Source organism: Blautia parvula, from assembly GCF_020215665.1.
Taxonomy (GTDB): Bacteria; Bacillota; Clostridia; order Lachnospirales; family Lachnospiraceae; genus Blautia; species Blautia celeris.
Genome location: NZ_CP084061.1, coordinates 1,403,546 through 1,429,080, shown reverse-complemented (window position 1 = coordinate 1,429,080; position 25,535 = coordinate 1,403,546). Strand labels below are relative to the sequence as shown.

19 protein-coding genes are annotated in these 25,535 nt (G+C 49.7%); 16 read left to right on the top strand and 3 right to left on the bottom strand.

Annotated elements, in window-relative coordinates:
• The first annotated feature begins 3 nt into the window (after positions 1 to 3).
• Both LC508_RS06775 and LC508_RS06770 read left to right on the top strand, forming a co-directional pair.
• The gene (locus LC508_RS06775) at positions 4 to 1,461 is read left to right on the top strand and encodes an FGGY-family carbohydrate kinase (protein ID WP_103732862.1); all 1,458 of its coding nucleotides are present in this window, start codon (positions 4 to 6) and stop codon (positions 1,459 to 1,461) included.
• A gap of 18 nt (positions 1,462 to 1,479) precedes the next feature.
• Complete coding sequence (locus LC508_RS06770) at positions 1,480 to 2,835, top strand: phosphomannomutase/phosphoglucomutase (RefSeq protein WP_103732863.1); 1,356 nt, start codon at positions 1,480 to 1,482, stop codon at positions 2,833 to 2,835.
• Between the two features lie 79 nt (positions 2,836 to 2,914).
• Here the strand turns inward: LC508_RS06770 and LC508_RS06765 are convergent, their stop codons facing one another.
• Positions 2,915 to 3,457 carry a hypothetical protein gene (locus LC508_RS06765; protein WP_033140515.1) on the bottom strand — a complete coding sequence of 181 codons (543 nt, stop codon included), beginning with the start codon at positions 3,455 to 3,457 and terminating at the stop codon, positions 2,915 to 2,917.
• 1,219 nt (positions 3,458 to 4,676) lie between these two features.
• Between LC508_RS06765 and LC508_RS06760 the strand changes: the two genes are divergently transcribed.
• The 7 genes from LC508_RS06760 to LC508_RS06730 all read left to right on the top strand — a co-directional run bounded on the left by LC508_RS06760 (position 4,677) and on the right by LC508_RS06730 (position 12,820).
• Entirely contained in the window at positions 4,677 to 5,405 is a 729-nt protein-coding gene (locus LC508_RS06760; RefSeq protein WP_103732753.1) for an alpha/beta hydrolase, read from the top strand.
• A gap of 41 nt (positions 5,406 to 5,446) precedes the next feature.
• Positions 5,447 to 6,118 carry a YkgJ family cysteine cluster protein gene (locus tag LC508_RS06755; protein ID WP_033140514.1) on the top strand — a complete coding sequence of 224 codons (672 nt, stop codon included), beginning with the start codon at positions 5,447 to 5,449 and terminating at the stop codon, positions 6,116 to 6,118.
• 134 nt (positions 6,119 to 6,252) lie between these two features.
• On the top strand, positions 6,253 to 8,355 hold the full coding sequence (gene glgX / locus LC508_RS06750) for a glycogen debranching protein GlgX (protein WP_103732752.1): 2,103 nt from the start codon (positions 6,253 to 6,255) through the stop codon (positions 8,353 to 8,355).
• 11 nt (positions 8,356 to 8,366) lie between these two features.
• Positions 8,367 to 9,467, top strand: coding sequence for a flagellin lysine-N-methylase (gene fliB, locus LC508_RS06745; protein WP_054351091.1), 1,101 nt, complete (start codon positions 8,367 to 8,369; stop codon positions 9,465 to 9,467).
• A 29-nt stretch (positions 9,468 to 9,496) separates the two neighbouring features.
• Positions 9,497 to 10,453, top strand: coding sequence for a tRNA dihydrouridine synthase (locus tag LC508_RS06740; protein ID WP_054351233.1), 957 nt, complete (start codon positions 9,497 to 9,499; stop codon positions 10,451 to 10,453).
• A gap of 2 nt (positions 10,454 to 10,455) precedes the next feature.
• Entirely contained in the window at positions 10,456 to 10,839 is a 384-nt protein-coding gene (locus LC508_RS06735) for a hypothetical protein (RefSeq protein WP_033140511.1), read from the top strand.
• A 79-nt stretch (positions 10,840 to 10,918) separates the two neighbouring features.
• A complete protein-coding gene (locus tag LC508_RS06730) occupies positions 10,919 to 12,820 on the top strand; it encodes a sensor domain-containing diguanylate cyclase (protein WP_103733032.1) in 1,902 nt (633 codons plus the stop codon).
• A 43-nt stretch (positions 12,821 to 12,863) separates the two neighbouring features.
• On the opposite strand, the gene LC508_RS06725 is transcribed toward LC508_RS06730, so the two are convergent.
• Positions 12,864 to 14,723, bottom strand: a complete 1,860-nt coding sequence (locus LC508_RS06725) for an ATP-dependent nuclease (RefSeq protein WP_103733033.1) — start codon at positions 14,721 to 14,723, stop codon at positions 12,864 to 12,866.
• Between the two features lie 288 nt (positions 14,724 to 15,011).
• Here LC508_RS06725 and LC508_RS06720 point away from each other — a divergent pair, with 288 nt between their 5' ends.
• The 4 genes from LC508_RS06720 to LC508_RS06705 all read left to right on the top strand — a co-directional run bounded on the left by LC508_RS06720 (position 15,012) and on the right by LC508_RS06705 (position 20,272).
• Entirely contained in the window at positions 15,012 to 15,914 is a 903-nt protein-coding gene (locus LC508_RS06720) for an RluA family pseudouridine synthase (RefSeq protein WP_158587336.1), read from the top strand.
• Complete coding sequence (locus LC508_RS06715) at positions 15,911 to 17,530, top strand: PucR family transcriptional regulator (protein WP_103731683.1); 1,620 nt, start codon at positions 15,911 to 15,913, stop codon at positions 17,528 to 17,530. The genes LC508_RS06720 and LC508_RS06715 overlap by 4 nt, the downstream gene beginning before the upstream one ends.
• A 98-nt stretch (positions 17,531 to 17,628) precedes the next feature.
• Entirely contained in the window at positions 17,629 to 18,729 is a 1,101-nt protein-coding gene (locus LC508_RS06710) for a DUF917 domain-containing protein (protein WP_103731684.1), read from the top strand.
• The gene (locus tag LC508_RS06705; protein WP_103731685.1) at positions 18,722 to 20,272 is read left to right on the top strand and encodes a hydantoinase/oxoprolinase N-terminal domain-containing protein; all 1,551 of its coding nucleotides are present in this window, start codon (positions 18,722 to 18,724) and stop codon (positions 20,270 to 20,272) included. The genes LC508_RS06710 and LC508_RS06705 overlap by 8 nt, the downstream gene beginning before the upstream one ends.
• On the opposite strand, the gene LC508_RS06700 is transcribed toward LC508_RS06705, so the two are convergent.
• Complete coding sequence (locus tag LC508_RS06700; RefSeq protein ID WP_103731686.1) at positions 20,269 to 21,159, bottom strand: LysR family transcriptional regulator; 891 nt, start codon at positions 21,157 to 21,159, stop codon at positions 20,269 to 20,271. The two genes, LC508_RS06705 and LC508_RS06700, sit on opposite strands and share 4 nt — an antisense overlap.
• Positions 21,160 to 21,390: 231 nt before the next feature.
• On the opposite strand from LC508_RS06700, the gene LC508_RS06695 reads away from it, so the two are divergent.
• Genes LC508_RS06695 through LC508_RS06685 form a run of 3 tightly spaced genes read left to right on the top strand, consistent with a single transcriptional unit; the run spans position 21,391 to position 25,533 of the window.
• Positions 21,391 to 21,825 carry a MarR family winged helix-turn-helix transcriptional regulator gene (locus LC508_RS06695; RefSeq protein WP_103731687.1) on the top strand — a complete coding sequence of 145 codons (435 nt, stop codon included), beginning with the start codon at positions 21,391 to 21,393 and terminating at the stop codon, positions 21,823 to 21,825.
• 13 nt (positions 21,826 to 21,838) lie between these two features.
• Positions 21,839 to 23,602 (top strand): ABC transporter ATP-binding protein, encoded by a 1,764-nt coding sequence (locus tag LC508_RS06690; protein WP_033140505.1) that lies wholly within the window; start codon positions 21,839 to 21,841, stop codon positions 23,600 to 23,602.
• A complete protein-coding gene (locus LC508_RS06685) occupies positions 23,602 to 25,533 on the top strand; it encodes an ABC transporter ATP-binding protein (protein WP_081960236.1) in 1,932 nt (643 codons plus the stop codon). The genes LC508_RS06690 and LC508_RS06685 overlap by 1 nt, the downstream gene beginning before the upstream one ends.
• Positions 25,534 to 25,535: the final 2 nt, after the last annotated feature.

Below are 25,535 nucleotides of genomic sequence, written 5' to 3'. Positions count from 1 at the left end.
GGGATGCTTTTTTTAGGGATTGATGTGGGTACCCAGGGAGCCAGAGGTATTATATGTGATGAACAGGGCCAAGTCTTTGCACAGGGGACATGCAACTTTTGGGAGCTGAATACAAGCAGGAGAGAGGGCTGGTATGAACAGGCCCCTGCTATGTGGTGGGATGCGGCCGGAACGGTTATAAAAAAGTGTGTGGATGCACTTAAGAGGACGGGCAGAAAGCCGACGGAAATACGCGCCGTCACGGTAGACGGTACTTCTGGTACAATCGTGCTTTTAGACGAAGAGAAGCATCCTCTCAGGAATGCGTTGATGTATAATGATATGCGCGCGGCTGTCCAGGCGGAGAAGATACACGAACATGCCGGTGAGCTGGAAAAGAAAATGGGTTATGTATTCAACGCATCCTTTGCCCTGCCGAAGATCCTGTGGATAAAAGAGCAGGATCCATATGTGTATGAGAAGGCAGAATACATGGTGCATCAGTCAGACTATATCGTAGGCAGGCTTACAGGTGAATATGGAATCACGGATTACTCCAATGCGCTGAAAAGCGGGTTTGACCTGAAAGAAGAAGTCTGGCCGGAACTGCTTGAGGTGCTGGGGCTTGACCGGCGCATATTTCCATCGGTGATTCCCCCGGGGCAGGTCATAGGAAATATCACAAAAGAGGCTGCGGAGGAATTTGGGTTTTCACCGGATACCGTGGTTGCTGCCGGAGCGACAGATGGTTATGTGTCCGCAGTCTCTACAGGAGCAGTCAAAAGAGGAGATTGGGCTTCCATCATCGGAACGACCATGGTCTTAAAAGGAGTCACAAAAGAACTGTTCGTCGATGCGGGGGGAAGCAGTTATTCACACAAACTGCCCTCCGGGGACTGGATGTTTGGAGGCGCCTCCAATATTGGGGGAAGGTGTCTGAATGATTTTTTTGAAAAAGAAGAGTTTGAGATGTGGAACCGGGGAGTTATGGACGTGATTCCCACGAAGGTCATCAGTTATCCTCTGCATGGCAGAGGGGAACGTTTTCCATTTCTGGACCCGGAGGCCCGGGCATTTGTCCTAGGAGATATTTCCGATCCGCAGATTCATTATGCTGCGCTCATGGAAGGTGTGGCCTACGCTGAACGGCTGGCCTTTGAACATATGCAGGAGTGCGGCGCCTGTGTGGGACAGGAGATCTTTACAACAGGCGGGGCCTGCAGATCATCGGAGTGGCTGCGTATACGGGCAAGTGTACTGGACAGGATGCTGAAAGTGCCGGAGAATACGGGGGCGGCTATGGGATGTGCGATTTTAGCGGCATCGGCTTCCTGCTACCATGATTTACCGGAGGCAGCAGGGCACATGATTTCTTACCGGGACATCATTGAGCCGGTGTACGGGCTTACCTCTCTATATGATGAGCTTTATCAGTGTGCATTTGAGGCGTATCAAGAGAGATATCAGCTTGGAAAAGGATGAACAGCGAAGGAGTGTTACATGAGTATTTATAAAGACTGCGATATACGGGGGATATACGGAGAGGAATTTGATGAAAAGGATGCTTACCTCATCGGCAAAGCAGTCGGGACCCTGCAGAGGGGAAAGCGGCTGGCGGTGGGAGGGGATATCCGCCTGTCAACACCGGTTTTGAAGGCCTCTCTTATGCGGGGACTGATGGAAACGGGCATCCATGTGATAGATGTAGGCTGTGTGACCACACCTATGTTTTATTACGCTCTGGACGCAGCGGAATTTGGAACCGAAGCGCCGCAGGGAGGAATCATGGTCACAGCATCCCATAACCCGGCACGGTATAATGGATTTAAAATGATGTTCGGGAATTTCCCGGTGACGTCGGAAGAAATCAAAAAGGTGGAGAATCTGGTGCACCTGAGAGACTTCTTAACAGGGAACGGCTCATATGAAACAAGAAATGTGGAGAAAAACTACGCGGCTTTCATAGAAAGAAACTGCAGAAAGGGAAGTCTGAAGATAGTCCTGGACTGCTGTGATGGCGCCACCAGTAAAATTGTACCACAGATCATGGAAACAATGGGGTATGAGGTGAGCCGGCTTTACTGCGGATACGACGGAAATTTTCCGAACAGGAACCCCAATCCTGCAGAGTATAACTGCCTTGCAGATGTCTGTAAGAAAGTTCTGGAAACAGGGGCAGATTTGGGAGCCGCTTATGACGGAGACGGGGACAGAGTTGTCTTTATTGACAACAGGGGGCATTATCTGACCAGTGAGAAAAGCTTTGCCGTTTTTATCCGTCAGTATTTGAAAGGAGGCCCGGGTTCATTTGTATATGATCAGAAAAGCGCCTCCCTGGTGAAGAATACCATATTGGCTTACGGTGGGATGCCTGTTATGGAGCGGAGCGGATACGGATTCATCAAGCAGCGTTTTTTAAAGGAACGGGCACTGGCAGCAGGGGAGATCAGCGGACATTTTTTCTTCCGGGAAATCGGCAGAGATGACGGCCTTTACGCAACACTGAAAATGTGCGAAATCCTGGAGGAGGAAGGCAGGAGCCTGGCAGAGATGGCAGAAGAGTTTCCGGATTCCATCATCACACCGGATCTGAGGGTCTTCTGCCCCTATGAGGAACAGGAAAAATGGCTGGATAAGGCGGCAGAGATGGGAGAATGCTATCCTGTGAGCAGAATGGACGGTGTGCGTATTGAATTTGCAGACGGCTGGTTCCTGCTCAGAAAATCTGTAACGGAACAGGCCATGACGTACCGGATTGAGGCGGCAGATGCGGAGGCTTTTGAGCGGATAAGAGGAATTGTGAAGGCGGCAGTGCCGGAGTTAAAGGAATCTCTGCTGAATCTGGCAAAGGGATAAGGAAAACGGAAAAAGGAGACTATGCTGCCGGGGAATATGGATATATTCCCCGGCAATGCAGTCTCCGTTTTTTGTGTCCTTATATTTTGGAAAGTATTTCAGCCCCCATCACAATCTCCGGACTAACGCATTCCCCGTCCTCCTGCACACATAAGAATATACTCTTCCGCCCAAGAAATGGCTGCAGATTCTTTTTTGTCCTCTCCTCATCCAGCACCACCGCGCCTGCGGCAGATCCTGTACCGAGCAGGCAGATTACCAGCTTAGACCTGGCGTGGAAGCGTTTCAGGGTATCTGTAAGGGTGTCCAGGGATTTATTTCCGGGCAGGGATTCATAGTTTTCCAACCCTCTCCCAAGCTGCAGCATGGAAATTGGCACCACCTGGTTTACAAGCACCTCGTTCTCCTTCCAGTGCAGAAGGTTGAGCCGGACATTCTGGAAGACCTGGCTGTGAGAGCGGAGCACAGCGGCAATCTCTTTTGTCATGGATACGGCACATTCTTTGGAAAGCGCATAATCCAACACAAAGGTCATTTCCAGAATACCGCCTGTATAGTTATGGGGAACATGAAGCACACGTTCCACTGCATTTTTAAAATTTTTCCGGAATATCAGATTCATTTTCACAAGACCTCCCGTGCAGTTTTATGATACAGTCCGGCATGGAGATCATCCGGACAGCCAGACACTATTATACTACATTTCCTGCAGCCTGCAAGCTATATATAGATTCCATACGCCATACCGGGTCATTGCTGTCTCACTTTATAAATACCCTTGTTGTATTTATATATTACCCATCGCACATCATCTGTTAGATATCAGAGTTCTGAATTACCTGGAAAGTAAGGACACATGTCGAATTTCCGGATTTACCTATAGATTATATGGCTGTCTTTCAAATTATCTGTAAAACAAGCAGAAGACATGGTCTGGTTCTTGAAGATTACCTATAAAAACTAAAGTTTTTTAATGAATTATCTGCAGAACAAGAAGAAATCATTGTCGGGCGCCCTAAGATTACCCACGAAAGCTAAAGACATCCTTCGAATTATCTGTAAAACAGGCGGAAACCATTGCCAGGAGTCCTAAGATTACCTATAAAAACTAAAGCTTTTTAATGAATTATCTGCAGAACAAGAAGAAATCATTGTCGGGCGCCCTAAGATTACCTACGAAAGCTAAAGATATCCTTCAAATTATTTGTAAAACAGACAGAAACCATTGCCAGGAGTCCTAAGATTACCTATAAAAACTAAAGCTTTTTAATGAATTATCTGCAAAATAAGAAGAAATCATTGTCGGGCGCCCTAAGATTACCTACGAAAGCTAAAGATATCCTTCAAATTATCTGTAAAACAGGCGGAAACTATTGCCAGGAGTCCTAAGATTACCTATAAAAATAAATTATCTGTAAAACAAGAAGAAAGTATTGTCAGATGCCCTAAAATCACCTACGAAAACCAGAGATTTCTCTAAAATTAGCCGTAAAGTGGGGAGAACTTGCTGCCAGGCGCTTAAGACTATCTACGAAAATAAGAGATTTAGATTTCTTTCAATTTGTCTATAGAGCAAGGAAGATCAGAGTCATCCCTCGCAGCTGCCCCTCCCATGTCATGCTATCATGCAGCCCCGCCTACGGCCATTTTCCCGTCCCCATTTTCCCGTCCCTGCGAATAAAAACATTGCGGTTTTCTACCCCGTCCCTTATAATAAAAAAGAAGAAAATAAATTGCTAACCGTTCAGCCGTATCTGTACATTTACCGTGCTGAACTTGTATAAATCAGCGGCAACACCAGTAAAAATACTGACTGCACACAGAAAGGTCTTATTGCTGCCATGAAAAGTTTTAAAGAAGAGAAATGTGAAATCTACCTTTGGGGAGAGGAGATAAAAGAACCGGTTCCTGTTATCTGGTGCCACATTTTTTCCCGGGAGGAAGGGGAGAAGATATGGCAGCAGATCACGAGGCCGTGTGTCCTTGCGGGCGTTTCGGGAAGAGACTGGAACGGTGATTTTTCTCCCTGGAAGGCAGAGAAGGCTTTTGCAAAGAGCACGGATTTTACAGGCGGAGCCGGGGAATATCTGCGGTATTTTGAGCAGGAGCTTCTTCCCCGGGCGGAACAGAATCTTTCATTTGAAGTGAAGGACAGGGGAATCGTGGGATATTCCATGGCCGGATTATTCGCCGTGTATGCCATGTACCATTCGGACAAGTTCAACAGAATCGGCACCATGTCCGGTTCCCTCTGGTTTGACGGCTGGGCAGATTATGCCATGTCCCACAGTATGAAAGCCGAAAATCCATTGATCTATATATCTCTTGGCAGCAGGGAGCATAAAGTCCGCAATGTGAGAATGGCTTCCGTAAAAGTGTGCACAGAACGTCTGGCTGCCCACTGGGGGAAATTTTGTCCGGTTATCTGTGAGAGTAATCCGGGCGGTCATTTTGATGATCCGGAGGGACGCGTGGTAAGAGGGATTTCCCGACTTTTGGCTTATGGGGGAAAATCTCCCACAGAGTGTGACGTACAGCCGGCCAAAGAAATTTTCAAACACATTCTGTAAAGTCCATAAACAGAAATACATAAGACAGAGAGGTTTTATACATGGAGAGAGAAGTTCTTGCAGAGGACTTAAAGAAATTATATAAAGCGGGAGATATGGTGAAGGCTGACTGCGGAGGCTGCCAGGGATGTTCCGAGTGCTGCCGGGGCATGGGGGACTCCATTAAACTGGACCCCCTTGATGTCTACAGGCTGGAGACAAACCTGGGCCTCACTTTTGAAGACCTGATGAACAGCCACATAGAACTGCATGTGGCAGAGGGCAGTATTCTGCCGAATCTGCGGATGACAGGAGCAAAAGAAAAGTGTACCTTCTTAGATGAAAATGGAAGATGTAAGGTCCATGCCTTCCGCCCGGGGCTCTGCCGGTTATTTCCCCTGGGGAGATATTATGAGGAAAAAGGTTTTTTCTATTACCTGCAGAATCAGGAATGCCCGAAGAAAAATAAGACTAAAATAAAAGTGAGCAAATGGCTGGATGTGCCGGATTTGAAAAACTATGAAGATTTTGCTGCCAAATGGCATTTTCTTTTAAAAGACATCCGGAATCTTCTGGAAGAAAAAGAGGAAGAGCAGCTCACGAAAGATCTGAACATGTATGTCCTGAATCTTTTTTATACACAGCCGTTTGAAAGCGGAAGAGACTTCTATGTACAGTTTGAGGAGCGCCTGGGACAGATGAGGAAGCTGCTGTCAGTGCTCAGGCAGGACTGATGCCTCCCGGAAGAAATGCTGTGTACCGTATGGGAGCTCCCGGAGCCTGGCTGCTGCCGGGCTTTTTCCGACTCTCCCGCAAAGTAAGAGAACCGAAAACCGTGATCGCATAAAATTCAGGGAGGGATGTCAGCATGAATGATGAGCTTCAAAAATGGATACCAACAGACGAGGTGGCAGGTTTTCAGGTATGCCCGGGGCTGTACGGCAACTACGGTGCCACAGTTTTACAGACTGCCGTTAATTTTACCGTGCATTCAAAGGGTGCGGCGTTCTGTGAGCTGCTGCTTTTTCACAGGACAGAGGAGGAACCGTATGCAGTTCTCAGGTTTCCGGAGCATTTTAAGATCGGTGACGTGTACTCCATGATGGTGTTCGGTCTGGACATCGGAGAATTTGAGTATGCTTACCGGCTGGGCGGTGTCTGGGACAGGGAACAGGGCCTTCTCTTTGATGAGAACCACATACTCCTTGACCCCTATGCAAAGGCAGTGACAGGCCAGAGTGTATGGGGCAAAAAAGTGAATGAAAAAGGATATCGGGCCAGAGTTGTGAGAAATGATTTTTTCTGGGGAAAAGAGCGGCAGCCAAAGGTTCCCATGGATGAGCTGATCATTTATGAGATGCACGTCCGCGGATTTACGAAGATGGCAGAAGATGTTGAGCACCCGGGGACATTTGCAGGCATTAAGGAGAAAATCCCCTATCTGAAGGATTTGGGAGTTAATGCAGTGGAGCTTATGCCCATCTTTGAGTTTGATGAGCTGCGGGAGCGGAGAATGGTGAATGACCGGCAGGTCATCAATTACTGGGGCTATAATACCGTGGCATTTTTTGCCCCCAACACCAGTTATGCGGCCTCAAAAGAGTACAACCGGGAGGGAATGGAGTTAAAGGACCTGGTGCTGGCGCTCCATGAAAACGGAATAGAGGTCATTCTGGATGTGGTGTTTAACCACACGGCTGAAGGAAACGAGGAGGGGCCTTTTATATCGTTTAAAGGATTTGACAACAACATTTACTATCTTTTGACGCCGGACGGCCATTATTATAATTTCAGCGGCTGCGGCAATACACTGAACTGCAATCACCCGGTGGTGAGGAGAATGATTCAGGAATGCCTCAGATACTGGGTTTCCGATTACCATATTGACGGTTTCCGGTTTGACCTGGCATCGATTCTGGGGCGGAACGAAGACGGTTCACCCATGGAACGGCCGCCTCTTGTGGAGTCTCTGGCCTATGATTCTCTGTTAAGCGGCACCAGGCTGATTGCGGAGGCATGGGATGCAGGGGGACTATACCAGGTGGGGCAGTTTCCGGCCTTCTGCCGCTGGTCAGAGTGGAACGGAAAGTACAGGGATGACCTGCGGGAGTATCTGAAGGGCGGACTCTGGTCAGCCCAGGCGGCTGCCATGCGCATCGCAGGTTCTACGGACATTTACAAGCCCAAGATACGGGGGAAAAATGCTTCCGTTAATTTCCTGACTTGTCATGACGGCTTTACACTCTATGACCTGTATTCCTATAACTGGAAACACAATGAGGCCAACGGATGGGAAAACCGGGACGGTTCCGATGACAACAGGAGCTGGAACTGCGGGGAAGAGGGAGAGACAGATGACCCTCAGGTCAATGCGCTGAGAATGCGTCTGATCAAGAATGCCTGCGCAGTCCTCATGTGCAGCAGAGGGACGCCTATGTTCTATGCAGGGGATGAATTCTGCAACACCCAGTATGGGAATAACAATGCCTACTGCCAGGACAACGAGATATCCTGGATTGACTGGAGCAGGCTTGAGACACACAGAGATGTGTATGAATTCTTCCGGTTCATGATACATTTCAGGAAGAGCCATAAGAGCATCAGCGGCAATCTGGGCAGCAACCGCTTCGGCCTTCCGGAGATCAGCTTCCACGGGGAAAATCCCTGGGTGGAGAATTTCGGGCAGGAGGCAAAGGTTACGGCAGTGATGTTCACAGGCTATGATGAGAATAACGGCAGGGATGACATTGTCTATCTCCTGGTGAATGCCTTCTGGGAACCTGTTTCAGTCAGACTGCCTGAGCTTCCGCGGCCCCTGCTGTGGCATGTATCCGTGAATACCGGAGAGATCGGTTCGGAGTGGAAAAAACAGCCTGTCCGTCTGGACAATGACAGTATACTTGCCGGCCCCAGGAGTGTCATAGTCCTGACCGGGTGTGAGTTCTGTTCGGTTTACGAAAGAAATCAATAAGGAGACGCAATATGAGATATATAAAACCCGGCTATTATGATGATTTTGTCTGTATTGCCGGAGCTTGTCCGGCTACCTGCTGCGCCGGATGGCAGATCGTCATTGATGAGGAGTCACTGCAGACCTATGGAAATGTGCAGGGAGAGTTTGGCAGAAGGCTCAGAAATTCCATTGACTGGATGGAGGGATGCTTTTATCAGTATGACAGGCGCTGTGCGTTTTTAAACGAGGAAAACCTCTGTGACCTTTACAGGGAACTGGGCCCGAAGGGGCTATGTGCCACCTGCAGCATGTATCCCAGGCATGTGGAGGAATTTGAGGATCTGCGGGAACTTTCCCTTACGCTGTCCTGTCCCGAAGCTGCCAGAATGATTCTTTCCTGCAGGGAGAAGGCGGAATTTATCACCTGGGAGACAGAGGAGGAAGATGAGTTTGAGGACTTTGATTTTTTCCTTTTTACCCTGCTTTCGGATGCCAGGGATGTGATATTTCAAATCCTTACAGACAGGGAAAAGGACCTGCGGATCCGGATGCGGGAGGTGCTTTTTCTTGCGGAGGATTTTCAGGCATGCATAGACCGGGAAGAATTTTTCGCCATAGATCAGGTGATTGAAAAATACCGCCATCCCACCGGTGCAGAGATAGAAAAGGAAGGGCGGTACGCCAGAAGAAAGCAGGAATTTTCCGTGTTCCGGAAATTGGAGCGGCTTAGGAGCGAGTGGGGCACCCTGCTTTCGGATGCCTGGAAGAATCTCTATGAAAACGGGGAGGAGCATTATCTGGAACTGTGCGGGGAATTTGAACGCAGCTTTGGGTATGAGAGCAGCGTACGCGGGGAGTGGGAACGGATGGGAGAACAGCTTATGGTGTTCTTTGTATATACCTATTTCTGCGGTGCGGTGTACGATGATGCTGTCTATTCCAAGATGGCTCTGGCTGTATTTTCCACGGAATGGATTCAGGAATTTGTTATGCTGGTATGGCTGAAAAAGGGGAAAAAGCTGGAATTTCAGGATGTGGTGGAGACTGCGTACCGATATGCCAGGGAGGTGGAACACTCTGACATGAATCTGGAAGTGCTGGAGAGATGGCTGGAGGAACATAAGACTTGAATAAGACCGGGAGGAAGACAGAAAATACTATGAGATTTTATCTTGCGCCAATGGAAGGAATTACAGGATATATCTACCGCAATGCCCTGTATTCATGTTATAATAACATAGATAAATATTTTACCCCGTTTATCATGCCGAACCGGAACCGCTGTTTTAATTCCAGGGAGTTAAAGGATGTCCTGCCGGAAAATAACCGGGGAATGTACACAGTGCCCCAGATTCTTTCAAACAACGCAGAGGATTTTGTGAAGACAGCTCTGGAACTGCAGAGTATGGGATACGAGGAGGTCAATCTGAATCTGGGATGTCCTTCCCGGACCGTTGTGACGAAAATGAGAGGCGCGGGATTCCTGGGAGAGCAGAAGCTGCTGGAAAAATTTCTTGATGAGATTTTTGATACACTGGATCTGAAGCTTTCCGTTAAGACGAGAATCGGTATGGAGGATGCAGAAGAGTTTTACGAGCTGATAGAGATTTACAACAAATATCCCATGGAGGAGCTGATCATTCACCCGAGACTGCAGACAGATTATTATAAAAACAAACCGAATCTGGATGTTTTTGCAGATGCCCTGTCCCTGAGCAGGAACAGGGTCTGCTATAACGGGGATATTTTTACGAAGAAAGACTATGAGGCATTTACAGCACGGTTTCCCCAGGTGGAGACAGTGATGCTTGGCAGGGGAATGCTCACAGACCCGGACCTTGCGGGACATATTACGAAGGGCACACTGCCGGATAAAGAGAAATTTCGGGAATTTCACGACATCCTCTGTACTGAATATGAGAAAGTCATGTCAGGAGACAGAAATGTGCTGTTTAAGATGAAAGAACTCTGGTTCTACATGATACATATGTTTCCCGACAGCGCGAAATACGCAAAGAAAATAAAAAAGGCCCAGCATCTGAATGAATACAGGGCAGCAGTGGATGCCCTCTTTTGCGACAGAGAACTGCGGATGCCGGGCGGAAATGAGGGATGACTATGAAATTGAGACTGCAGCAGGCGATACAGGAAAATGAGTATTATTTCAGAGGGTTTGTCCGCATGGCAGACCTGGCAGAGCTTTTCAGGGAATATCCTTTTGAGGAGGAGACACTGGAGAAGGCTGCCATACACAGACGCAGTATGGAGCATGGCATATCTTCCTTTACCGTTACGCTTCGCGCCATGCCGGATACGGGCCGGACGACAGAGGGGGAAGACCTGTTTTTTGAAGATGCCATGTGGGAGATTCGGGATGGAAAAAGCAGAGTGGCCGCTTTGAGCAGAATGACAGAGGAGGAACTGGACGGTCACGAGGCAGAGGTTAAGATTTTTCTTCTCACAAAGGAAAAAATGGAAAACATGGAGCAGAACCGTTTCTGACAGAATAAACAAAAGAAAAATGTGAAATACGCCTAGTTGTACAAGGAAATATGAGCGGAGGAAAGAGTATGGTACATGTATGACGAAAAAAAGGAAACATACACGGGCAGAGCAGACACTGTGGGTGTTTGCGGTATTGGCAGTTTTTCTTGCAGTGGCAGTGCTGAATTATAATCAGAAGACAAGCCGCAGGGTGAACGAAGAGATTCACGCGACCCTGGAAAGTTATGCGCAGCAGCAGGCGGATCATGTGAGAACTGTACTTTCCGGCCAGTTTGATTCCCTGGGCGCCTTTGCCAGTTATCTGGGGCAGGCAGGGATGGAGGATACAGAGACCTTCCTGAACGCAGCCGATGCCATCCGGCAGACCCAGGAGTTTTATCGCATTACCATGGCGGATTTGAATGGAAACGGAATGACCAATGAGGGAATACAGAGGAACATCAAAAATCTGAAAGAGTTCCAGGCGGCTGTGAAAGGGGAACAGACGATCTCAGAGCCGTTTATCTCCAGTATCGAAGACGGATACCTCTGTGTTCTGCTGGCTGTTCCCATCAAAAATCCTCAGGGGGAGATCACAGGCGTGCTCTGCGGCTCTTATACGGCAGAACAGTTCGGGACCCTGTTCCTGCATGACAATTTCGAGCGAAATGATGCCAGTGTTCTCATCAACGGACAGGGAGACGTCATAGTGGCCTCCAAAGATGAGGAGATGGTGGTAGGGGATAAGAGCCTGGAAAACATATATGAAAAGACAAAGAACGAAGCCTTTCTGGACGGTCATTCCGTGGAGGATATGCAGCAGGCAGCCAAGAACCAAGAGAAACTGGTATCCCTTATACAGGAAGGGGAACAGGAGTATTATGTGACACAGACACCCTTCGGATATAACGGATGGACACTTTTATCTGCCATGAAGCGGGGGGAGGTGGATTCCTCCTATGCCTTTGTCAGGACTTATGCAGCGAGGCTCAATATTGCCTTCGCAGTCTCTTTTCTGCTTGGTTTTCTGCTGATCTTTTATCTCTTCAGAACAGAGCGGAAGGCTTTGCGGGCACAGACACAGAAGCTTCTGGAGGAGAAGGAAAAGCTGGAAGTCTCGGAGGAGAGATTCCGGCTTTTGGCCAGGGATTCCGATGTGCTGGTATTTGAACTCAACAATTTGGACCATACACTGGAGTTCAACGAAAATTTTGAAAAGATACTCGGCATAAAGCCGGATTACCAGTCATTTCTGGACGGGAAATGGGTGTATCCGGATGATGTCACCGCCTTTTCCAGGATACTGCCTCAGTTCAGCAGCAAAAAAGGGGTTATGACGCGGAACATTCGTTTCTGTAACTTTGCAGGCGTCTATATCTGGTTTTCAGTGCTCACCAGTATCTTTGCGGATGACAGGGGAAGAGTTGTGCGCATTCTGGGCAAAATGATGAACATAGATGAAAATATGAGGGAAAAAGAGGCACTCAGGCTGCGTGCCGAGACAGATTCCATGACAGGACTTTATAACAAAATGGCCACAGAGGAACTTGTCACCCATGCCCTCAGAAAATACAAAGGCAGTGTCTGTGCGCTCCTTATTGTGGATATGGACAATTTAAAACGTATCAATGACACGCTGGGGCATACCCAGGGGGACAGGGCGATCGTCCGCTTTGCGGATGCTCTGCAGAGGACATTCCGTTCCACGGATATTGTGGGCAGAATCGGCGGAGATGAATTTATGGTCTTTCTCATCAATGTGCAGAGCAGCCATCAGCTCATCCTCATCCTGGATGCCATTGTAAAGAAGTGGGATTCCCTCTATACAGGGGAAAAGGATGACTATCCGGTACACGGCAGCATCGGAGCTGTCATGACTAATGGCAGCGAGAATTTCCACGAGCTGTACCGCAGGGCGGATACGGCTCTCTACAAAGCAAAACGGAGCGGAAAGGGCGGATATGCCCTCTATGCCCCTGAAACAGAAGAGAAAGAATAATACAGGCGCCGCAGATTCACATCCTATCTGCGGCGCCTGTGTTTTAACTTTCCTGCTTTTTCCTGCTGTCAAAATAGATAAAATGGTCGACAGCATCCAGGATATCCCTGAAGTCCTCCCTGGGAGCCAGATCTATATAGCGTTTCAGAAGTTCCTGTTCCTTCTCTTTGTAAGGTCCGTAGAAGATGTCAAAGAGATTATGGCCCCGCATATAGATCTTAAATTCCTCCATATGGTTTTTCAGGTCTTCTTCTGTCTGTATCTCAAATCCGAGCTCCTCTGTCAGATGGCGCCCGCTCTTTATTTTATAGAGATAGGCTTTCCATTTTTCCAGGAGGATTCTGTAAAAATCTTCTTCCTTTTCCAGCACGCCGATCTGAACCATGACAGCGGGGTTGAGAAAATAGTTCTCAAAAGAATAGTATTTGAGGATCAGCACATTTTTCGGGGTGACTCTCGGGAGATGGTCCACATCCTCCAGATTCCTGGCCTCATAGTAGCGGCAGAGCTGTGCAGCCAGCTCTGTCCTGTTTTTGCCGTCTCCGTCGCGTATCATGAGGAACTGGTCACGGAGATAGATCTGGTTCATATATTTCAGGTTGGCATATGTCTTGATGTTGGTGCAGCTATTGGTGGTGATGATGGCGATTCTGGACAGTCTGCCGTCCGGGGTGGTGATCTCCGAGTAATATTTCCGGAGAAGCAGGGGGAGTCGGCTTTTATCCTGTTTGCCTTCCACAATGAAGACAAAGCTGACATTCATAAGGTCGCTGGCATTGAAACCCAGATTATCCAGTATCCGGTTCATATCAGTCCGCTCCCGTAAAATGGTATAATACTGTTCGTCCAGCACAACCTGCCGTATCTGGTGGCTGCTGAAGTTAAAGATCATGTCCGGCGAGTGGGTGGAGAACAGGATCTGATTCTTTTTGGACAGACGGTACAAAATTTCCCCGGCTTTTTTCTGCAGTTCCGGGTGAAGGAACGTCTCAGGGTCCTTGACCAGGATCACACTGGGAATCCTGTTGTTGTCCTGGGTGTAAGCCTCCAGAAGAGAGAGCATATAGATGCTGCGCATACCTTCTCCCATATGTTCCACCGGGGTGTATGTGCTGCGCTTGGTGTTGTAGGCTTCTGCCGTAACGGAGCACATTTCGTCGATGTTGCAGCGCATGGTGTAGCGGATCTCATCAAATCCGCCGTTTCTGTGGAAACTGGTATTGACACGCCTTGCAAAGTCCGTCAGATTCATCTGACAGAGTTTGTATTCCAGAAGCTTTGCGGTCTCAAAGGCGGTCAGATCCTCCGGGCGTTTCTGGTTGATCAGGCCGATGCACTGGAAACAGCGGCTGCAGTGCTTGCTGCTCTCGAACAGGCAGACATCAAGGCGCATTCTCTTTAACTGTTCATCCTCCTCAAAGGCCAGCAGATCTTTCTGAAGCTGCTCCAGCCGTCTGTCGGTTCCGATGTAGTAAATCTGGGGCAGTACCTGACGGATATATTTGTTGTGCTTTTCGCGGCCGTCGCTCAGGCGTTCCTGTCCCAGCACATTGACTGTGTAGGTAAAGGTCAGACTTCCGTTTTGGTAGGAGGGGAGCTTTTTGCAGAAATCCTCATACCAGGCAGTATATCTGCGGTACACGCTCACGCGTCCGTGGTGGTGCAGCATCTGCAGGTCTTCCCTGGAGATGGACAGAGTCATGGTAATCTCTATCCTCTGCTTTTTTTCATTAAAGTCACATTCACGTATCCGGTAAGAGCCGCTCACCGCCCGGACAGCATCCAGAACGGAGGTTTTTCCCGTATTGTTCTTCCCCACCAGAATCAGGGCGTTTTCAATGTTCCGAATCTCCATATCCCGTATGTATTTAAAATTCCTGATGTGAAGGCTGCTGATCTGCATAATAAAGTCTCCTTTTGGTTACTGTTCACGGCCAATGTCACGGGAGGTGTTTTCCCCAAGGGGATGCTGCGCGATGCGAAGCAAAATCCCGAGTTAGCCAGCGCCAAAATGCAATTTATTGCATTTTGTGTGCATCTGCCCGTCTCTCTATTGCTATAAATCCATTCTATCACGGGAGGAGGGGTTCTGAAAGAGGTTTTCTTTTATTTCCTTTACGCATTTGCCGGACTCTGCTAGAATAAAAAAAGACAGATAGAGGAAAGCACGAGCATGCACAGGGATGAGCAAATGGAAAAGATATGGAGTAAAACGGCAGAGAGGGACTGCAGTCTGTCAGACTTTCTGCTTCATGATATGGAACTTACAAAGCGGCAGATAAAACAGGCAAAGTTCAGGAAGGACGGAATCCGGGTAAATAGTAACAGGGCGAGAGTTACCCATGAACTGAAAGCCGGGGATAAAGTGGAAGTAAAGCTGGAGGAGGCGCACACAGGCTCCTCCCAACTGGTGCCGGGAAAGGGAATACCGGATATTTTGTATGAGGATGAGGATCTGCTCTGTGTGAACAAACCGGCAGGTCTTGTGGTGCACCCCTCCCATGGGCATTACGCGGATTCCCTTTCCAATATGCTGGCCTTTTATTTCCGGGAAAAAGGAGTGCAGGCCAGGGTCAGAAGCGTGGGGCGGCTTGACAAGGACACCTCAGGCATTGTGGTGTTTGCCTTAAACCAGGCGGCAGCAGGGAGACTGGCAAAGCAGAAACAGCAGGGGGCATTTGAAAAAGAGTATCTGGCCCTTGTGGAGGGCGTTCCCAAAATGGATGAGGGGATCATTACGGAGAAGATAGACAAAGCGGAGGGAGAACTGATGCGCATGTGTGTCTCCCCTCAGGGAAAGACCGCGGTGACCAGATACCGCGTTGTGGAAAAAATGAGGGACTGTGCTCTGGTACATCTCTGCCTTGCAACAGGGCGCACGCACCAGATCCGGGTGCATATGGCCTGGATGGGGCATCCCCTTTTGGGGGACCGTCTGTACGGAGGAAATACGGAGCACATGAAGCGGGCTGCCCTGCATGCCTTCCGGGTGACACTTATCCAGCCCTTTACCGAAGAGGAGATACGGATACAGGCTGCCTTTCCCGACGATATGCAGAAGTGCCTTGAGGCAAAGAGGAGTGAGATAAAATGAGTGTTACGGTGGAAGACCTGTTAAAGCTGCCCTCCCTTGGAGGTGCCAGGGTGGCAGCGGGGAAGTCAGGACTTAAAAAAGTGGTCACATCCATTTCTGTCCTGGAATACGCCAATCCCCAGATGCTGAATGATGACCTGTTCCCCGGCGATTTTTACGGCGGTGAGATTGCCATTACGGGATTTATCAACGCAAGGGAGGATGTCCCGCTGCAGCTTGCCACCATACGGAGGCTATATGAGGGCGGGGAAGTGGGGCTGATCTTATACTATGTGGGAATTTTCTTAAAGGACATTGCTCCTGAGGTTGCGGCACTTGCGGACGAACTGGGCTTTGTCCTTATCTGTATGCCGAAAAACCGCATGGACCTGCGCTACAGTGAGGTGATCACAGAGGTTATGCACGCCATCATCAGTGAGCAGAAGCGGGATACCTATCTTGTGGGGGAGATGTTAGAGCGGTTCGGTTATCTTCCCGAGAGCCAGAGAACCGTGGAATCTGTGGTCAGGATGCTGAGTGACAGGCTGCGCTGTTCCCTCTTTTTAGTTGACAGCCGCTTCCGCCCTGTGAATCTGGCTGTGTGGCCTCAGGCGGGAGAATCCTCTATGGAGGAGCTGGAGCAGTTTTACGGCGGGGAGGCACCGGGCGCGTCAAAGGAGATGGAGCGGCTTCCCTCCGGGCGCTGGGTGTTCTGCGCGCCGGTGAAAGACGCTGACAATGCGGGGCTTACTCTTTTCCTTGTCCGTGAGGACAAAAAACTGCATGCCCAGCTCTGCCTGCAGGCCGCTGAGGCGGTAAGGCTGTTCATCGGTGTCTGGAGCAGAGGTTACGGCAATGTGGGAACTGGAGAACTTTTGAAAGCTATTTTAAATGACGAACCGGTGAAGATGCGCAGGCTGGCGGAAATCTTCCGGATTGATGTGAAATCCATTCACCACATGCTTCTCCTCCTGCCCAGGAAAAAGAAGGCGGAGCGGAATCTGGAAAAGGAAGTGAGGCACGCAAGCACATTTCTGGAACAGTATTATGATATCTGCATAGCGGGCATCCATCAGGGAAGGGGAGTTGTCTTTACGGGACAGGAGCGCACCAAAATGGAGCAGGAACAGATTCTGGAGGCTTTCTATGAGGAGGGGGACAAAGAGATACGCCTCATAAGCTGCCCCGGGCTTGAAAATACGGCACAGGTGCGCAGCGCTTTTCTTCTGTGCACAGAATACGCGGAGGAGGCGGGCTGCATCTTTCCCTGCCGCCATATTCTGACGGGGAGTGAGCTGGAGTTTGCAGGCGCCTGCAGGCAGATTCTGGACGCAGGGGAGAAAGCAATACTGGAGAAGACCGCCTGTCTGAAAGGGCTGGAAGAGCAGGACGAGGAGCTTTATAAGACACTGGAAACTTTTCTTCTGGATGCAGACAGCAATATTGCCCGCACGGCTGACCTGTTATATGTACATAAAAATACCATCAAATACCGGGTGGGAAAGCTCCACGAGTTCTTCCGCTTCCGAATACAGAAAATGCCGGAAGCGGGGCGTCTCTATGAGGCAGCGGCAGTTCTGCGCCTGTTTCGTGACGCTTCTTTGTCCAAAAGGACAAAAGAGAGCGGGGAAGTTTAACCCAATCCATAATTACAACGGCGGAAAAAGCGTTTATAATAGAAAAAAACAAAACGCGCGGCAGGAGATACCTGTGCCGCTGGATTGGAGATGGGATTTTGAGAAAAATAGGATTGGAAGAGATTGAGGATATCGCCATGGGTGCTGCCCTTTTAGGCGCGGGCGGCGGCGGAGACCCCTATATAGGCAAGCTGGTGGCTATGGGTGCGGTGAGGGAATGCGGCCCGGTCACACTGTTAGACCCCGGGGAGGTGCCGGATGACGCGCTGGTCGTGCCCATTGCCATGATGGGAGCCCCCACCATTCTGGGGGAAAAGGGAATCGGCGGCAAAGAGTACCGGGTGCTCTATGATATGGTTTCCAAGTTCTTCGGAAAAGAAGTCTATGCCTTTATGCCTATCGAGGCAGGCGGTGTGAACAGTATGCTTCCCATCGCGGCCTCCGCCAGAATGGGGCTTCCCATGGTGGATGCGGACGGTATGGGACGGGCTTTTCCGGAACTGCAGATGGTGACATTTACCATGGGCGGTATGAGCGCCAGCCCTATGGCTCTCACAGATGAGAAAGGAAATTCCGCCATTTTCAATACGATCACCAACAAATGGACAGAAGAACTGGCCCGGTCAGTGACCATGAGCTGCGGCGGTTCTGTTTCTGTGGCCCTGTACTGTATGAGCGGCGCGGAGCTTAAAAAATATGCTGTGAAGCATATCGTCACCAGAAGCCAGAGGCTGGGGGAGGCGATCCGCTGCGTAAAAGATATGGAGCAGGGGACTCCGGAGGAAAATTTCCTGCGGTTTTCAGAGGGCTTCAAACTTTTTAAAGGAAAGATCGGCGATGTGCTCCGGGAGACCAGGGGGGCATTCAACTTCGGAAAGGTGTGCCTGGAAGGGATTGGGGAATACAGAGGCAGACAGGCCTATGTGGAATTCCAGAATGAGAACCTGACAGCAGTGGTGGACGGGGAAATCCTGGCTACCGTGCCGGACCTTATCTGCCTTGTGGACACGGAAACTTTTGCTCCGGTCACCACAGATGCGCTGAAATACGGCAAGAGAGTCATGCTGGTGGGGCTGAAATGCTTTGAAATGTGGAGAAGCCAGGCCGGACTGGAGCTGGTGGGACCGCGGTATTTCGGCTGCGATACGGATTATATTCCACTGGAAGAACGCTGCAAAGGAGGATGCACAGATGTATAAGCTGGGAATAGATGTGGGCGGAACCAATACGGATGCGGTTCTGATCAATGAGGATTTACAGGTAAAGGCAGAGATCAAGCATCCCACTTCGGAGGATATCTACGACGGCATTGTGTGTGCCGTGCGTGAAATTTTACAGGTCTCCGGTGTGAATAAAGAAGAGATTACCATGGCTATGCTGGGAACTACCCAGTGTACCAATGCCATTGTGGAGAGAAAGCATCTGGCGCCTATCGGCATTCTGCGAATCGGAGCGCCGGCCACACTGGGGATTCCCCCTATGGTGGACTGGGCAGAGGATATCAGGGCCATTGCTAAGTCCGTGGCAGTTATAGGCGGCGGATTTGAGTATGACGGAAAGGAACTGGCTCCTTTTGATGAGGAGGCAGCAGCAGAATTTTTCCGAAAGATAAAGGGAAAAGTGGAGTCTGTAGCCATTTCCTGCGTATTTTCCACTGTGCGCAATGACCATGAACTGCGGGCGGCGCAGATCTGCAGGGAGATCATGGGGCCTGATGTCCGCATTTCCATATCCAGCGAGATCGGTTCCATGGGCCTTATTGAGAGGGAAAATGCCACGATCTTAAACGCGGCGCTCTGCAGGGTGGCGGAGCGGTTTACCGATGGGTTTGCCAGAAGTCTGAAGGAGGAGGGCGTGACAGGCGCGGCACTCTATCTGTCCCAGAACGACGGTACCCTGATGACCATGGAATATGCCAAAAAGTATCCGATCCTCACAGTGGCCTGCGGACCCACCAACTCCATCCGGGGCGCCAGTTATTTGAGCCGGATCCAGAATGCGGTGGTGATCGATGTGGGCGGTACGACCACGGATTTAGGCGTTATCCAGAACGGATTTCCGCGGGAATCCAGTGTTGCCGTGACTATCGGAGGCGTGCGGACCAACTTCCGTATGCCGGATGTATTTTCCATCGGCCTTGGCGGCGGTTCTGTCGTACATGAGAAAGAGGACGGCACGGTGACGGTAGGGCCTGACAGTGTGGGGTACCGCATTACGGAAAAGGCCCTTGTGTTCGGCGGTGATGTGATGACAGCCACGGATATTGCCGTGCGGCTTGGAATGGCCGAGATCGGAGACAGGGAGAAGGTATCCCATATTGACCCGGATTTTGCGAAAAAAGCTATGGATGTCATCAAAGAAATGGTGGAGGAAGGCATTGATGCCATGAAGGTATCCAGTCAGGATGTGGAGGTCATCATGGTTGGCGGCGGCTCCATCATTCTTCCAAAGGAGCTGGAGGGAACCAGCCGCAGTGTAAACCCGGAACATGCCCAGACAGCCAATGCCATCGGCTCTGCCATCTCTAAAGTGAGCGGAACCTATGAAAAGCTTCTGGACTTTGATGTGGTTCCCAGAGAGGAGGCGCTTGCACAGGCCAGGAAAGAGGCCATAGCCATGGCTGTGGATGCGGGCGCTGTGGAGGAGACTGTGGAGATCATTGATGTGGAGGATGTCCCTCTTGCCTACTATCCGGGAAATACCAACCGGGTGAAAATAAAGGCGGCAGGAGATCTGGGTTAAAGCTTCTGTACCTGTGAGCATTCTTTCATAATGCGTATAAAACTGCGCAGCACCGGATTATTCTGGAGGGTTTTGTAATAAAGCCCAAAGGAAGCCGGTGCTGCATTTTTTACGGGAATATAGCAGAGATCATCACTTCGCATGAGAGGCATATCCGGCAGAATGGTAAAGCCCAGGCCGGCCTTTACAAAAGCCAGGGCACACTCTATATTTTCACAGAAAAACATCTGGGAGGGAGGCCGTGTGCTGATGAGGCTTCCCTGCATTTCCGTGATCACGGGGGAGGATTTGTGAGGATCGCAGAGAACCAGGCGGCCTTCGTGCAGTTCGTCCAGGGTGACCGCGTCTTTTTTTGCCAGGGCGTGGTCACCTGCTGTCACGCACACCACAGGCGCTTTGATCAGTTCCACATAAGTGCCTGTTTTTTTCTTTTCTTTATCCTCCCCGAAGCCCAGCATCACATCCAGGGTTTCCTCCTGCAGAAGGTTTCGCAGGGCCTGAGAGGGGACCATCTTAATGTCAGGATGCACCTGGGGATATGCCTTGGTCAGCCGCCGCAGCGCCTCCGGGAGCATAGTCAGTTCAAAAGAGCTGTGGCATCCTATGATAAAAGGCTGTATCTGATCTTCAAAATGTCCGGCAAGTCTGTTTTTGGCCTGGGCTGTCTTTGCCAGGATATCCCTGGCGTATCCGAGAAAAACCCATCCCGGGGACGTGAGCTCCACTGTCCTGGTGGTCCGCTTGAACAGTTTGACATCCAGTTCGGTTTCCAAAGAATTGATCTGATGGGTTACGGCGGGCTGTGTTATATGAAGCTGTTCGGCGGCTCTGGCAAAGTTCAGGTTCTCCGCCACTGCCATATAGCATTCTAATTGTACGGTATTCATAAAAATTCCTTTCTCTGCAGATATTTCCCGTGTTACAGACCGGACAGATGTGTCTGCGTGTACCGGTCCGGCGGGCTGTGCTTCTTATAATAAAAAGAACCCAGATATATTAATTAATATACTTTATTAATGATAACATTTTTCTAATTCACATACAAGGAAAAATGGTGTAAAACTAGTTTGTAAGGAAACAGTCAGCAAGCGAACTTGTTTCAGATAAGGAGACAAAATATGCAGAAGGTAAAGGACGAAAATGTGATGCGTCTGCTGAAAAAGCTGAATCTGACGATGGAGTCCATAGGTAATTCCATGATGGTCAGGCACGGGATGTCGGCGGCTCAGTGCAATGTGCTGTGCTACCTGACAGACCATGCGGACCAGGATATCTGCGCCAGGGATCTTCATATCTCCCTGGGGCTGTCAAAAGCCAGCGTGTCATCTCTCCTGAAAAAGCTGAAAAATGCCGGATACATAGGTTTTGTGCCGGACCCTGCGGATGAGAGACTGAAACATATCCGTCTTACAGAGAGGGCAGATGAACTGAAAGGAGAGATCGATCAGGGGTTTCGTGACCTGGAGGAATGTATGTACCGGGGTTTTACAGAGGGAGAAAAACAGCTTTTGACGGAACTGCTGGAACGAATGCTGAGTAATTTAAAGCAATAAGGAGGCTTACAACATGATCAAGACATTACTTGCGCAGGTGAAGCAGTATAAGAAGGCTTCCCTGCTGACACCGCTTTATGCCGCCCTGGAAGTGGTGATGGAGGTTCTGATACCATTTATCACAGCGGCAATCATTGATAAGGGGATTGAGGCCGGCAGCATTGCCAAGGTGTATCAGTACGGTGCACTCATGCTGGTGTTTGCCATGCTCAGTCTGCTCTTCGGAGTTCTGGCAGGCCGCTATGCGGCAAGCGCTTCCTCAGGTCTGGCCTGTAATCTGAGAGAAGCCATGTATGACAATATACAGACCTTTTCTTTTTCCAATATTGACAAATACAGTACAGCAGGTCTGGTCACCCGTATGACAACAGACGTGACTAATGTGCAGAACGCGTACCAGATGATCCTGAGAATCGCGGTGCGCGCTCCCTTTACCCTGATCTGCAGTATGTTCATGTGTTTTTTCATTAATGTAAGGCTGAGCCTGATCTTTGTGGTGGCTATTGTGATTCTGGCTGCAGTCCTTATCTTTGTCATGAGCAGGACAACAAAGATATTTGATGTGGTATTTAAAAAATACGATGCATTAAATGCCAGTGTACAGGAAAATGTCTCTGCGATCCGTGTGGTGAAAGCCTATGTGCGGGAAGAATATGAGAATGAAAAATTTACAAAAGCTGCAGACAATCTGTACCGTCTCTTTGTAAAAGCTGAGAAATTCCTTTCTCTGAACGGTCCGGTGATGATGTTTGTCATCTATTTCTGTATCATTGCGCTTTCCTGGTTCGGAGCAAAATTCATTGTTGTGGGGGATCTGACAACAGGTGAGCTGACTTCCATGTTCAGTTATATTATGGGAATCCTCATGTCCCTTATGATGCTCTCCATGATATTCGTCATGGTGACTATGAGTGCGGCAAGCGGCAGACGTATCGCCGAAGTCCTGAATGATCAGGCGGATCTGGTCAATCCGGAGAATCCTGATCCTGTGATACCGGACGGCAGAATTGATTTTGACCATGTGAATTTTTCCTACAAACACGGCAGCGGCAAAGAGACACTGACAGACATTGACCTGCATATCAAAGCAGGGGAGACCGTGGGAATCATCGGCGGAACCGGATGCGGAAAATCAAGTCTTGTGAATCTCATAAGCCGTCTCTACGACGTGACGGGAGGGACTGTATCCGTAGGCGGCAAGGATGTGAGGAGCTATGACATGGAGGAGCTGAGAAATCAGGTGGCTGTGGTGCTTCAGAAGAATGTCCTCTTCTCAGGCACCATACTGGATAACCTGAGATGGGGAAATGAACAGGCCACTGAGGAGGAATGCGTGGAAGCATGCCGCCAGGCCTGTGCAGATGAATTTATTGAGCAGTTCCCTGACAAATACGAGACCTACATCGAACAAGGAGGGACCAACGTGTCCGGCGGCCAGAAACAGAGGCTCTGTATTGCCAGGGCGCTGCTGAAAAAACCAAAGGTACTGATCCTGGATGATTCCACCAGCGCCGTGGACACTGCCACAGACGCGAAGATCAGAGATGCTTTTGCCAAGGCAATTCCGGGAACCACCAAGCTGATCATTGCCCAGAGGATTTCCAGTGTGCAGGACGCGGACAGAATCCTGGTCCTGGATGACGGAAGGGTAAACGGATTCGATACACACGAGAATCTGCTGGCCAATAACAATATTTATAAGGAGATTTATGAGACACAGATCAAAGGCGGCGGAGACTTTGACCAGGCCGGAAAGAAGACAGGAGGTGCAGCATAATGGCAGAAAATGTAAAGGCAGTAAAAGGCCCGGGCATGAACGTCCGCGGTCCCAGACCCAAGGTGGACAATGCGGGAAAGATCCTGAAGCGGACGCTGGGATATATGATGAAAAATTATAAATGGCTTTTCGCTGTGGTAGTGGTCTGTATTGTAGCTACAGCGCTGGCTACCCTGAGCGGAACCCTGTTTATGCAGAAATTGATCGATGAATATATCATTCCCATGACCAAAGCATCGAATCCTGATTTCGGGCCGCTGAAAAAGGCGCTTCTTACGCTGATCGGGATCTACGCGGTGGGGGTGCTGTGTGCATTTGCCTACAACCGGATCATGGTATACATCAGCCAGGGAACTTTGAGACACCTGCGTGTGGATCTGTTTACACATATGGAGTCTCTGCCCATCAAGTTTTTTGATACCCATGCCCACGGGGATATTATGTCTGTCTATACCAATGACGTGGATACCCTCCGCCAGCTGATCAGCCAGAGTATTCCCCAGGTGGTCAACTCAGCGGTGACGATCGTGATCACATTTACCAGCATGATCGTGTTGGATATCCCCATGACCCTCTTGACACTGGTGATGGTCGGGATCATGATGGTCACCACGAAAAAGTTAAGCGGCAAATCCGGCAAATATTTCGGTGAGCAGCAGAGGAACCTGGGCCGGGTAAATGGTTATATTGAGGAAATGATGGAGGGCCAGAAGGTAGTAAAAGTGTTCTGCCATGAGGAGAAGAGTGTAAAGGACTTCAGAAAGCTGAACGAGGAGCTTCGTGACAGTGCAGATAAGGCCAACACATTTGCCAATATCATGATGCCGGTGAACAGCAACCTGGGCAACATCAGCTATGTGCTCTGTGCCGTACTGGGCGCGGTCCTGGCCCTGAAGGGATTTACCGGGCTGACGCTTGGAACCCTGGTATCCTTCCTGTCACTGAATAAGAACTTTACACAGCCTGTCACACAGATCAGCCAGCAGATGAACAGTATCGTTATGGCCATGGCAGGCGCGGACCGTGTCTTCAGGCTTTTAGACGCAGAGCCGGAGGTGGATAACGGTTATGTGGAGCTGGTCAACGCAGAAGAACAGCCGGACGGCAGCCTTACAGAGAGCGAAAAGCGGACCGGTATATGGGCATGGAGGCATCCGCACAAGGCGGAGGGGACCGTGACCTATCAGAGGCTTGAGGGGGATGTCACCTTCAATGATGTGGATTTCGGATATAATGACGATAAGATCGTGCTGCACAATATCAAACTTTTTGCCACACCGGGACAGAAGATTGCATTTGTGGGAAGCACCGGTGCAGGTAAGACGACGATCACCAACCTGATCAACCGTTTCTATGATATACAGGATGGAAAGATAAGATATGACAATATCAACATCAATAAGATCAGAAAATCCGACCTGCGGCGTTCTCTCGGCATGGTGCTTCAGGATACCCACCTGTTCACAGGAACCGTAATGGAAAATATCCGCTATGGCCGCCTGAAGGCTTCGGATGAGGAGTGCAGGGCAGCGGCAAAACTGGCAAACGCAGATGGTTTCATCCGACGTCTGCCGGATGGATATGACACCATGCTCACCGGGGACGGCTCCAATTTAAGCCAGGGCCAGAGGCAGCTTCTGGCGATCGCGCGGGCCGCTGTGGCTGACCCGCCTGTGCTTATACTGGATGAGGCAACTTCCTCCATTGATACCAGGACGGAGACACTGGTGCAGCAGGGTATGGACCGGCTGATGAAAGGCAGAACTACCTTTGTCATCGCCCACAGGCTGTCAACGGTGCGGAATTCTGACTGTATTATGGTCCTGGAACAGGGAAGGATCATCGAGAGAGGAACCCATGACCAGCTCATGGAGGAGAAAGGGAAGTATTATCAGTTGTACACAGGGAATTTTGCGGAGGAGACGGCATAAAG